This is a genomic window from Streptomyces monashensis (assembly GCF_001866665.1).
In the GTDB taxonomy this organism is placed as follows: Bacteria; Actinomycetota; Actinomycetes; order Streptomycetales; family Streptomycetaceae; genus Streptomyces; species Streptomyces monashensis.
Genome location: NZ_MLYO01000025.1, coordinates 126,374 through 137,995 on the forward strand (window position 1 = coordinate 126,374; position 11,622 = coordinate 137,995).

At 72.2% G+C, this 11,622-nt stretch carries 12 protein-coding genes; 10 read left to right on the forward strand and 2 right to left on the reverse strand.

Going from position 1 to position 11,622, the window contains the following annotated elements; all coding sequences use genetic code 11:
- Window positions 1-9 precede the first annotated feature (9 nt).
- Together BIV23_RS15715 and BIV23_RS15720 are read right to left on the reverse strand one after the other, a co-directional pair.
- Window positions 10-1,134: a GNAT family N-acetyltransferase gene (locus tag BIV23_RS15715; RefSeq protein ID WP_071381456.1), complete on the reverse strand. Its 1,125-nt coding sequence runs from the start codon at window positions 1,132-1,134 to the stop codon at window positions 10-12.
- Window positions 1,135-1,294: 160 nt separating this feature from the next.
- On the reverse strand, window positions 1,295-2,149 hold the full coding sequence (locus BIV23_RS15720; protein ID WP_071381525.1) for a helix-turn-helix transcriptional regulator: 855 nt from the start codon (window positions 2,147-2,149) through the stop codon (window positions 1,295-1,297).
- A gap of 152 nt (window positions 2,150-2,301) precedes the next feature.
- On the opposite strand from BIV23_RS15720, the gene BIV23_RS15725 reads away from it, so the two are divergent.
- From BIV23_RS15725 to BIV23_RS15765, 10 genes are all read left to right on the forward strand, one after another.
- Window positions 2,302-3,087 (forward strand): SDR family oxidoreductase, encoded by a 786-nt coding sequence (locus BIV23_RS15725; RefSeq protein ID WP_071381457.1) that lies wholly within the window; start codon window positions 2,302-2,304, stop codon window positions 3,085-3,087.
- A gap of 48 nt (window positions 3,088-3,135) precedes the next feature.
- Window positions 3,136-4,044, forward strand: a complete 909-nt coding sequence (locus tag BIV23_RS15730) for an SDR family NAD(P)-dependent oxidoreductase (RefSeq protein WP_071381458.1) — start codon at window positions 3,136-3,138, stop codon at window positions 4,042-4,044.
- Window positions 4,045-4,070: 26 nt separating this feature from the next.
- The gene (locus BIV23_RS15735) at window positions 4,071-4,286 is read left to right on the forward strand and encodes a tautomerase family protein (RefSeq protein ID WP_071381459.1); all 216 of its coding nucleotides are present in this window, start codon (window positions 4,071-4,073) and stop codon (window positions 4,284-4,286) included.
- A gap of 41 nt (window positions 4,287-4,327) precedes the next feature.
- The gene (locus BIV23_RS15740) at window positions 4,328-4,744 is read left to right on the forward strand and encodes a PaaI family thioesterase (RefSeq protein ID WP_071381460.1); all 417 of its coding nucleotides are present in this window, start codon (window positions 4,328-4,330) and stop codon (window positions 4,742-4,744) included.
- A 271-nt stretch (window positions 4,745-5,015) separates the two neighbouring features.
- Window positions 5,016-7,637, forward strand: coding sequence for a glycoside hydrolase family 31 protein (locus BIV23_RS15745; RefSeq protein WP_071381461.1), 2,622 nt, complete (start codon window positions 5,016-5,018; stop codon window positions 7,635-7,637).
- Window positions 7,638-7,766: 129 nt separating this feature from the next.
- Window positions 7,767-8,969, forward strand: coding sequence for a carbohydrate-binding protein (locus BIV23_RS15750; RefSeq protein ID WP_071381462.1), 1,203 nt, complete (start codon window positions 7,767-7,769; stop codon window positions 8,967-8,969).
- A 115-nt stretch (window positions 8,970-9,084) separates the two neighbouring features.
- Window positions 9,085-9,861 (forward strand): polysaccharide lyase family 7 protein, encoded by a 777-nt coding sequence (locus tag BIV23_RS15755; protein ID WP_071381463.1) that lies wholly within the window; start codon window positions 9,085-9,087, stop codon window positions 9,859-9,861.
- A 103-nt stretch (window positions 9,862-9,964) separates the two neighbouring features.
- Window positions 9,965-10,426, forward strand: coding sequence for a hypothetical protein (locus BIV23_RS15760; RefSeq protein WP_071381464.1), 462 nt, complete (start codon window positions 9,965-9,967; stop codon window positions 10,424-10,426).
- Window positions 10,427-10,461: 35 nt separating this feature from the next.
- Window positions 10,462-10,599: a hypothetical protein gene (locus tag BIV23_RS50310; RefSeq protein ID WP_177239908.1), complete on the forward strand. Its 138-nt coding sequence runs from the start codon at window positions 10,462-10,464 to the stop codon at window positions 10,597-10,599.
- A gap of 42 nt (window positions 10,600-10,641) precedes the next feature.
- Entirely contained in the window at window positions 10,642-11,619 is a 978-nt protein-coding gene (locus tag BIV23_RS15765) for an SMP-30/gluconolactonase/LRE family protein (RefSeq protein WP_071381465.1), read from the forward strand.
- Window positions 11,620-11,622: the final 3 nt, after the last annotated feature.

Sequence of the window (11,622 nt, forward strand, 5' to 3'; positions counted from 1 at the left end):
GAGAACCTGTCAGTAGCTGCCGTTCCGGCGGGTCCGCAGCCTGCCGACCGTCCTGAGGAACCGGTCCGCCGGATCACGCAGTCCCGGGTGGGCCAGCACCGTGTTGCGCAGGCCCCTGACCGGCCTGCGCCACAGCCGCTGGGCCATCGCCACCGGATGGGCGCGGGCCGCGAAGCCCTCCCCGACGCGCAGGTCGCGGGTCTTGAGCCACTCCTTGTACTCCTTGTCGCCCCGGCCCAGGTCGACCAGGGTCACCCCCGCCCGCGCCGCCGCCTCGGCGGTGCGCAGGTGCATCATCAACCCTGGGGAGTAGTAGTGCAGTTCGGGGTCGTAGGCGGTGAACCAGGCGGCCAGTACCGTGCTCGACCGGGGGCCGAAGTGGGCGGCCACCGGGCGGTCGCCCGCGTACAGGACGGACAGCACCCCGGTGAAGTGCTCCTCGCGGACGCGGAAGAGGTGGTCGACCAGGCCGACGATCCAGGGCCGCGAGAACCGGTCCATGCGGCCGGTCCTGCGGTACTGCGCGGACTTCCAGCGCATCAGGGTGCGCAGGATCTCGGGGTCGCGCTCGTCGAACGCGAACCGCACCTCGCCGATGTCGCGGCCGAGCCGCCGCTCCTTCTTCAGCGTTGTCTTGGCCAGCCCCGGATAGGTGGCCCGCAGCCACTCCGGATAGCCGCCGTCGCCGGGTTTCACGTCGATCACCGGCGAGGCGAAGGTGCCCGTGACGTGCGGCGCGAACGGCCGCTGTTCCTGCACGAGATGGTCGAACTCGAAGATGCTGAGCCCGCACGCCCGCAGCAGCGCGTCCGGGTCCCAGGTGACCCCGGGCCGGTGCACGAGGGCCTGGCAGTCGGACAGGCCGAGCCCGATGGCCCGGCCGGTGCCCAGCGGCCCGCGCTCGTAGGGGAGGAAACCCGCCGGCTCCCCGCCCTCGCGCAGCACCGCGACCCGCGCGCCGCCCCGGAAGAGGCCGACGCCGGCCGCGAACTCCGGTGCCAGAAAGGGATTGGCGTACTCGGGCGACTCGTCCATGGCGCGATGCCAGGCGGCCCGCAGCTCGGGCGTCAGCTCGCCGGGTCTGTGGTTGGTGATCTCCACGACGGATCGTGAAGCACGGCTGATGGATCGCATGCGCGACCGCTCCCCCCATGACGCGCCGGGCGCGTCCTGCCATTCGTACCGTTGTCTGCGTCCCCACCGCGTGCGACTGCTCAAACCGCGCGAAACAGTACGCACGCCCTCAAGGGTGCCCCAGGCGACGGACGGTCCGCCATGGGTCTGCGGACATCGGTCAGGAGTCCACCCGGGCGCCCAGGTCCTGCGTGCCGATGACCGAGAGCAGTTCCAGCTGGGCGTGTCCCTCGGTGCCGGGCGGCGCGCTGAACCACAGCAGCCGCTGACGGCCGTCCTCGCTGAAGAGGTTGTGGCAGTCCAGCTCGATGACGCCGAGCGAGGGGTGGACGATGCGCTTGTGGTCCGTGCGGCGCAGGGCCACCTCCCGCCGTTCCCACAGCTCGGCGAACTCCGCGCTGCGCCGGCGCAGCGCCGCCACCATCCGGGTCACGTCGGCGTCCTTCGCGCGCCGGGCGGCGACGGCCTGGAGGTCGGCGGTGAAGACCCGGGAGTGGTGCGGGTGGTCCTCGGCCGGATACACGCCGCGGGCGGCGGGATCGGTGAACCAGCGGTAGACGAAGCTCCGCTCGGGCCCGCGTCCGGGAGGCATCGCGCCGAGCAGCGCCACGGCGAGCGGGTTCTGCGCGAGGGTCTCGTGCAGATCGGTGATGACCTGGGCGGGGGTCGTGGTGAGCCGGTCCAGCAGGCCGAGCAGGGCGGGCTGGACGAGTGTGGCGGGGCCGCTCGCGGCGGGCGCCAGTGGGCGCTCGGCGAGATGGAAGAGGTGGTCGCGCTCGTCGCCGCTGAGCCTCAGGGCGCGGGCGAGGGCGGCCAGGACCTGCGCGGAGGGCTGGGCGCCGCGGCCGCGCTCCAGCTCGGTGTAGTAGTCGGCGGACAGCCCGGCCAGCTGGGCGACCTCCTCGCGGCGCAGGCCCGGTACCCGGCGGCGGGGTCCCGCGGGCAGGCCGACGTCGGCGGGGCGGACCCGGTCGCGCCGGGACTTGAGGAAGGCGGCCAACTCTGCGTGGTTCACGCCTCCCATGGTCGCGCCAACCGGCCCGCGTATCCAGGGGTCGCCGACCCCAGGGTGAGCGCAGCCGTGGCTGCCGCGGGCGCGACGGCCCAGGGTGGGGTCACCGAGCAGGTCACCGACCGGGCACAACGCCCTCAGCGACTGGAGATCTCATGTCCGCCGAAGCCCCCACCCCCTCGCCCCCCACCCCCTCGACCGCCGCCGCCTCGACGCCTCGCGTCGCCGTCGTCACCGGCGGCTCGCGCGGCATCGGCCGGGCGACCACGGTCCGGCTCGCCGCCGAGGGACACGCCGTGGTGGTCGGGTACGCGGGCAACCGCGACCTGGCCGAGGCCGCCGTCGCGGACATCACCGCGGCCGGCGGCCGCGCGCTCGCCGTCCGCGCCGATGTCGCCGACGAGGAGCAGGTCGCCGCGCTGTTCGGCACGGCCGCCGAGGAGTTCGGCGGGGTGGACGTCGTGGTCCACGCGGCGGGCCGGATGTATCTCGCGCCGATCGCCGAGCTGGACCTCGCGGAGCTGGACGCACTGCACCGCACCAACGTGCGCGGCACGTTCGCGGTCGCCCGGGAGGCTGCCCGCACCCTGCGCCGGGGCGGCGCGTTCGTGGGCTTCTCCAGCTCCGTGGTGGGCCTGGCGTTCCCGTCGTACGGCGCCTACAGCGCGAGCAAGGGCGCGGTCGAGGCGCTGACCCTGGTGCTCGCCCGCGAGCTGCGCGGCCGGGACGTCACCGCCAACACCGTCGCGCCGGGACCGACGGCCACCGATCTGTTCCTGGACGGCAAGGACGAGGCGGCCGTCGCCGCCCTGGCCGCCCAGCCCCCGCTGGAGCGCCTCGGCACGCCCGAGGACATCGCCCGGGTGGTGGCCTTCCTCGCCTCCCCGGCCGGCCACTGGGTCAACGGCCAGGTGGTCCGCGCCAACGGCGGCATCATCTGAACCCCTCTCACTTCCCGCTCATCCCTGCCCCACCCCCACCGAGGAACCATGACGACCGACACTCCCCTCACCATCCTGGTCACCGGCGCCTCCAGCGGCTTCGGCGCGCTCACCGTGCGCGCCCTCGCCGACGCCGGTCACACCGTCTACGCGGGCATGCGCGACACGGCCGGCCGCAACGCACCCGCGGTGGCCGGCCTGGACCGGTACGCGGCCGGACACGGCGTGTCCCTGTACGCGGTCGACCTGGACGTCACCTCCCAGGACTGCGCCGACGCGGCCGTGGCCCGGGTGCTCGCCGAACAGGGCCGCCTGGACGTGGTGGTGCACAACGCGGGCCACATGGTCACCGGGCCCGCCGAGGCCTTCACCCCCGAGCAGCTGGCGGACCTGTACGACGTCAACGTGCTGGGCGCCCAGCGTGTGAACCGGGCCGCTCTGCCCGCGTTGCGGGAGCGGGGCGCGGGACTGCTGGTGTGGATCGGCAGTTCCAGCACGCGCGGCGGCTGCCCGCCGTTCCTGGGGCCGTACTTCGCGGCGAAGGCGGCGATGGACGCGCTGGCGGTCAGCTACGCCGGCGAGCTGGTCCGGTTCGGCATCGACACCGCGATCGTCGTGCCGGGCGCCTTCACCTCCGGCACCAACCACTTCCTGCACGCCGGCACCCCCGCCGACACCGGACGCGCGAACGCCTACGACGAGCGCTACGGCGCCCTCCTGGCGGGGCTGGACGAGCGCCTCGCGGCGCTGGTGCCGCCGGACGCGGACGTGGCGGAGGTCGCCCGGGACGTCGTACGCCTGGTGGACCTGCCCGCCGGGCGGCGCCCGCTGCGCACGCATGTCGACCCCGCGCGGGACGGCAGCGAGGTCGTCTCCGCGGTCGCCGACCGCGTCCGCGCCGACTTCTTCCGCCGCGCGGGCCTCGACGACCTGCTCACCACCGGAAGTTCCCTCTGATACACCGTCAAAGAAGGAGAGTCACCATGCCGTTCGCGAATTTCAAGGTGCCCGCCGGAAGCCTGGACGCGCAGCAGAAGGAGCTGCTCGTCACCCGCGCCACCGAGCTGTACGTCGAGGTCTACGGAGAGCGGGCCCGCGCCGCCACGATGGTCCTGGTGGAGGAGGTCGCCGACGGCGGCTGGGGCATCGGGGGCGGCGTGCTGACCCTGGCCAAGCTCCGGGAGTCGGCGCAGGATTGACGACCGACCGATGTGATCCGTCGCGTGAAAGGCGGTACGCCATGCCACCCGTCCCCCAGCCCGCCGACCTGCTCGCCGCGATGCCCTTCGCGGCCGGCCTGGGCATCGAACTGCGCGAGGCCGCGGCCGAGCGGGTCGTCGGCGCCCTGGCGTGGTCCCCGCAGCTGTGCACGGCCGGCGGCGTGCTGCACGGCGGGGCCCTGATGGCGCTGGCCGACAGCGTCGGGGCGGTGTGCGCGTACCTGAACCTGCCCGAGGGGGCGTCCGGTACGTCGACGGTGGAGTCCAAGACCAACTTCCTGCGGGCGGTGGCCTCCGGGCACGTGCACGCCACGGCCCGGACCCTGCACCTGGGCGGCACGCTGCTGGTGGTGCAGACCGATCTGCGCGACGACCGGGACCGGCTGGTCGGCCAGACCACGCAGACCCAGATCGTGCTCCGGAAGAACACCGCCTGAGACGACCGCGAACGTCCCGGCCGCGAGGGCCGGCCCCCGTCGACGAGGGGGCCGGCCCTCGTCGTGTCCGCCCCGTCTTCCGCACCCGCGCTCTTGACATGAACCTGTGTAACCCCTGAGGCTGCGTGCTTGAAGTTGCTCGATCGAAGCATGTTTCAAGCGTTTCCGAGCATCATCGCTCAGAACAGTCAGTCCGCAGTGCCGCGAGGGGAGCTGTTCCGCCGTGCACAGACCGCAACGACCGCGAGGACTGGAAAGACCGCGCCACCGTGTGCCCCGGCCGGCCTGGGCGCCGCTGGGGCTGGCGACCGCCCTGGCGGCGACCGTGCTGGCCGGACCGGCGCCCGCCCAGGCCGCCGCCACCGCCTCCGGCGCCGTGCTCGACACCGCCCACAGCAGCGTCAGCTGGCAGAGCCCGGTCTACGCCAAGGGCACCGGCGGCGGCACCGAGAGCTGCCCGGCCGCCGGCAGCGATCCGGGCGACACGGTCTGCGACCGCTTCGACCTGACCGTCTCGGTGCCGGCCGGCTACTGGGACGACAACCCCGAGGGCGGCGTCCCGCTGTCGATCAGATGGGACAAGCCCTCCGACGACTTCGACCTGTACGTCTACGACGACCAGGGCAAGCAGGTGGCGTCCAGCGCGGGCACCGCCGACCCCGAGGCCACGGTGATCCCGCGGGCGTCGGGGACGTACCACGTGCTGGTCGTGCCGTACGACGTGCACGACAGCTCCTTCACGGGCACGGCGTACCTGCCCGCGACCACGGACGCCAGCGACCTGACCTCCTTCTCGGGCGGCGACGGCAGCTACACCATCGGGGCCGGGCGGCTGGCGGCGCGCGCCGATTTCCTGACGGGCGGTCAACTCCGGCTCCAGGCCGATCCGTCCGGTTCGCTGAGCGACCCGGCGGGCACCGCGATCGTGCGCAGGGAGCCCGCGCTCCAGCGGCACACCTCGTCCTTCGACGCGGGCGACTACTACGGCATCCGCTCGCCGCAGGCCGTCCTGCGCGTCTACAAGAAGCCGCTGCGCTTCGGCCTCTACAAGCCGGACAACCGCACCCGTATCTGGCAGGAGGACAAGCCGCTGCGCTGGTCCACCGGCGGGATGCGGCAGAGTCTCGCGCGCGGCGCGGACGAGCAGTTCTTCGGCGGCGGCGAGCAGAACGGCAGCTTCTCGCACCGCGGGCAGACGATGTACGTGGCCAACAGCTTCGACTGGGACGAGGGCGGCTACAACAACTCCCAGCCGTTCTACCTCTCCAGCGCCGGCTACGGCGTCCTGCGCAACACCTTCGCGCCCGGCGTGTACACCTTCGGCCGGCCGGTCACCACCGGCCAGCAGGAACGGCGCCTGGACGCCTACTACTTCCTCGGTGACGCCAAGCAAGTGATCGGGAAGTACACGGCGTTGGTCGGCAGACCCTTCATGCCCCCGGTGTACGGCCTCGAGCCCGGCGACTCCGACTGCTACCTGCACAACGCCAACCGGGGCGAGCGGCACACCCTGGACGCGCTGAAGATCGCCGACGGGTACGCGCAGCACCGGATGCCGCTCGGCTGGATGCTGGTCAACGACGGCTACGGCTGCGGGTACGAGAACCTGGAGCAGACCGCGAAGGGCCTCCAGGACCGCCACGCCCAGCTCGGCCTGTGGACCCAGGACGGCATCGACAAGCTCGCCGACCAGGTCAAGGCCGGTCAGCGGGTGGCCAAGCTGGACGTGGCCTGGGTCGGCAACGGCTACAAGTTCGCCCTCGACGCGTGCGACGCGGCGAAGAAGGGCATCGAGGACAACAGCGACGCGCGCGGATTCGTGTGGCTGCCGGTGTCCTGGGCGGGCGCGCAGCGCTGCGGGGTGCTGTGGAGCGGCGACCAGAAGCTGTCGTGGGACTACATCCGCTGGCAGATCCCGGCCTATGCCGGGGCGACGATGTCCGGTATCGCGTACGACACCGGCGACGTGGGCAGCATCTACCGCCACGACGCCACGATGTACGCCCGCGACCTGCAGTGGAAGGCGTTCCTGCCGGCCATCATGACCATGGACGGCTGGGCGACCGACCTCACCACGAAGAAGCCCGCCGACCAGCAGCCCTGGCTGGACGGGGAGCCGTACACCTCGATCAACCGGAAGTACCTCCAGCTGAAGGAGCGGCTGCTGCCGTACATGTACACCCTGTCCGCCGAGGCGGCGAAGACCGGGGTGGGGGCGGTCCGCCCGCTGTGGCTGGAGTACCCGGACGACCCGGACACCCTCGCGGACCAGGCGAAGTACGAGTTCCTGTCCGGGCCCGACTTCCTCGTCGCCCCGGTCTACCAGAACTCCGACACCCGCGACGGCATCTACCTGCCGAAGGGCACCTGGACCGACTACTGGACGGGCCGCACCTACCAGGGTCCGACCACGCTCAACGGCTACCACGCCCCGCTCGACACCCTGCCGCTGTTCGTGCGCGAGGGCGCGGTCGTGCCCATGTGGCCGAAGGGGACGACGAGTTGGCAGACCCGGGACCGGAACGAGCTGGACTGGGACCTGTACCCGGCGGCCCGCGGCACGAGCCGGTACACGCTGTACGAGGACGACGGCGTGACCCGTGACTTCACGAAGGGCGCGGCGGCCGGCCAGCGGGTGTCCCTGCACTCCGACGGCGGCGGGACGACGGTCTCGGTGGGCGCGAGCAAGGGCGACTACGCGGGCAAGGTGGACGCCCGCGCGTACCGGTTCACCGTGCACGGCGCCACGGCGCCCGCACTCGTCCTGCTCGACGGTCGCCGACTGCCCGCATCCGCCTGGTCGTTCGACCCGGACACGCACGTCACGACGATCGCCACGGCGAGCCTGCCCCTCGACCGCGGGTTCACGGTGCGGCTGGTCGACGACAGGTAAAGGAATCGCATGGTCTAGTCCAAAGAGCACGCTGGTCTAGTCCAACTTATTGACGTGGCCGCAACAGCTCCCGGAGGGTGGGGCTCCCCGTACCGGGGACTCCCCACCCCCACCCTCTGGAGGCACGAAGTGAAACGGCTTCGGGCATGTCTGGGCGCGGCGGCGGCCGTCACCCTCGCCGCCGCCGGCACGACCGCGCTCGTCGCGGGCAACGCCTCGGGCGCGACCACCGCGCTGAGCGACCGCTGGTACGCCGCGGCCCCCTATCTGATGCCGCTGGACAACGACCCGCCGGACCCGTCCGCCATCATGGACGCGACCGGCCTGAAGGCCTTCCAGCTGGCGTTCGTCCTCGCCCCCAACGGCGGCGGCTGCACCCCCACCTGGGGCGGCACCGCACCGGTCTCCTCGGACACGGCCGTGCAGTCGATGATCAACACCATCCGCGGCAAGGGCGGGGACGTGTCGGTCTCCATCGGCGGCTACGGCGGCACCAAGCTCGGCCAGGACTGTGCCGACCCCGCCGCCACGGCGGCCGCCTACCAGCAGGTCATCACCAAGTACGGCCTGCACGCGATCGACTTCGACCTGGAGGAGCCGGAGTACGAGAACACGGCGGCGATCCACAACGAGATCGGCGCAGCCAAGATCCTCCAGCAGAACAACCCGGGGCTGTACGTCTCCGTGACGACGGCCGGCACCGCGGACGGCACCGGCTGGTTCGGCAAGCAGATGCTGCTGGAGGCCAAGTCCCAGGGGTTCACGCCGAACAACTTCTCCATCATGCCGTTCGACGGCGGCTTCAACGGCGCCGCGAGCCAGACCAGCGCGCTGACCAACTTCAACGCGATCCTCCAGTCGACCTTCGGCTGGGACCAGGCGACGGCATACGCCCACGAGGGCTTCTCCGGCATGAACGGCCGCAGCGACACCGGCGAGATCTTCACCCAGGCGGACTTCCAGACCGTGCTGGACTACGCCACGAGCCACCACATGGACCGCTTCACGTTCTGGTCCCTGAACCGCGACCGGCAGTGCAGCCCGCCGGACAACGGGGGCCGCACGTCCGGCACCTGCTCCAGCGTGGCGCAGGGCGACTGGGACTTCGCGAAGGACTCGGTGAAGTTCGCGGGCGCCACCCCGCCCACCACCACACCCACCCCCACGCCGACCCCGGGCTCGTGCAAGCCGGCGTGGAACGCGTCGACGGCGTACACGGGCGGGGACGAGGTGTCGTACAACCAGCACGACTGGAAGGCCAAGTGGTGGACCCAGAACGAGGTGCCCGGCGCCTCGCAGTGGGGGCCGTGGCAGGACGAGGGCGCCTGCTGAACCTCTTGACGGGCCTGGTCCGGACCTCTAGCTTCTCGGGTCACCAACGACCATGTACGCGGCCGTCGTTCATCCATATGAACGACGGCCGCATTCCCGCCCGAAGGGACCCCCCATGACCCGAGCCCGGCTCCTCGCGGTACCGGCCGCCGCGGGCCTCGCCCTCGCGCTCGCCCTCCTCGGCAGCCCCAGCGCGCTCGCCGCCGATCCGCACGTCGCCCCCGGCGGCAACTTCGACCTGTCCGTGTGGGAACTCCAGGAGCCGGTGGGCTCCCCCGGCAGCCCGACCATCATCCCCTCGTCCCGGCTCCAGGGCGCGAACGGCTACCAGGACGCGTACTTCTACACCGACATCCGCGACGGCGCGATGATCTTCTGGGCGCCCGAGAAGGGCGTCACGACCCCCAACTCGAACTACGCGCGTTCCGAGTTGCGCGAGATGAACCGCGACGGCAGCGCCGCGGACTGGGCGTTGTCCGGCTCGCACAGCATGAGCGCGACGCTGCGCGTGGTGTCGGTGACGAAGAACGTGTGCGTCGGGCAGATCCACCTCGGCAGCGGCGGCTCGTCCACCAAGCCGCTGCTGGAGCTGTACTACCACGCGAACGGCGACATCGTGCTCGGCACCGAGAACTCGCCGTCCGGCGGCCAGACCTCGCACGCCGTGGGACATGTTGCGATCGGGAACACCTGGAGCTATACGATCGCCGTCTCCGGCGGGAACACGATCGATCTGACCGTCAACGGGACGACCACCCACTACGCCATCGCGTCGTCGTTCCAGCAGTACAAGCAGTACTTCAAGGCCGGTTCCTACAACCAGTCCTCCTCCGACAGCACCACCGACGGCGCCCGCGTGGCGTTCTACGGGCTGACCGTGAAGCACGGCTGAACACGGCCGCCACGCCGTCCGACCTGCGCGACTGGTGCAAATGGCCGTACGGTCGTAGCGTCGAGTGGACGCGGTCGGACACAGCACAACGGTGGGAGCGGCCATGCGCGGATCAGTGGTGGGTACGGCGGTGACCCTGGCGGCAGGAACCCTGCTGACAGCGGCGATGACGACGGCGTCGGCCAGCGTGCCGACCACGGCCACGACCCCGGTCAGGGCGCGGCCCGGGCAGCCCGTACTCGTGGACTGCTTCTTCCACCGGAACGTCCGTCCGAACGACTTCATCCTGGCCTGCGGCGACGGCAACAGCCGGCTGACCGGACTCCACTGGACCCAGTGGGGTCCGGACGGGGCGAAGGCCGTCGGCGTCAACATGGTGAACGACTGCAAGCCGTACTGCGCGGCCGGCACCTTCCACTCGTACCCGGTCGTCATCCGGCTCAGCGGCGAGCAGGCCTGGAAAAAGCATCCGTACTTCCTGCGCTTCGCGAACCTCAGCCTGACCTACCCCGGCGCCCGGCCGGACACGTTCAAGCCGGTGATGAACTACCCGCTCTGGGACTGACGCTCGGGGACCGGCTCTCCGGGACCGATGCCCAAGTGACGGCCGCGAAGCCCGGCGACCGCACCGACCGTCACCCGGGCGCGCCGCTCGCCGCGGCGGGTGCTGAGCCGCGCGGGCGATCCCGCGGCCCGGCGCTCGCCCCCGGCGACCGGCGCAGCCGCATGGTGGTGTGACCCCGCACGCCGGCGCCCGCGCGCCGTCCCGAGAGAGGTCACATGCCCCGACTCCCCCGCCTGGCCGCTGCCGCCACGGCCGCGCTCGCGTTCGGCGTGGTCGCGGCGGCGCCCGCGACCGGCACCGAGCCGGTCGTCACCGACGCCCGCATCGCCGCCCACTTCGGCCTGGCCGCCGGGCAGACGCCCGACAACATCGCGCTCGAACCCGACGGCTCCGCCGACCTGACCCTCGCCTACGCCCGGCAGGTCGCCCATGTCACGCCCGAGGGACAGACCCGGATCGGCGCGACCCTGCCGGCCGTCGCCCACCCGGACACCCCGCTCGTGCACAAGGCCGTCGTGACCGGCATCGCCCGCGCCCACGACGGCACGCTGTACGTCAACTACGCGACCGGTACGAGCAGAACGGGCATCTGGCGCCTCGCCCCCGGCGAGGAACCCGAGCAGATCGCCCCGTTGCCGGCGAACGGCTATCCCAACGGCCTGGCCCTCGACGAGCACCGGGGCGTGCTGTACGCCGCCGACTCGGTGCTCGGCACCGTCTGGCGGGTCCCGCAGCAGGGCGGACCGGCCACCGTGTGGGCCCGGGACACCGCGCTCGAGCCGCTGACCGGCGCCTCGGCGGGCGGCTGCGGCGCCAACGGCCTCAAGGTGCACCGCGGTGCCGTGTGGGTGTCGAACACGGACCGCGGCACGCTGCTGCGCATCCCCGTCGGCCAGGACGGTTCCGCGGGCCGGGCCGAGACCCTGGCCCGCGGGCTCGCCGGCATCGACGACTTCGCCTTCACGGGCTCCGGCCGCACGGTGGTGGCCGCGCTGAACAAGGCCAACCAGGTGGTCCTGGTGCGCCGCGACGGATCGCACGCGGCCGCCCTCGGACAGCAGGACGGGCTGTCCAACCCGACGTCGGTCGCCGTACTCGGCCGCGTCGTCTACGTGCCGAACGCCGCGTACTTCACACGGAAGGACCCGAACCTGCTGCTCGCCCGGCTCCGGGAACGCGGCGACCGGCTGTAGCCG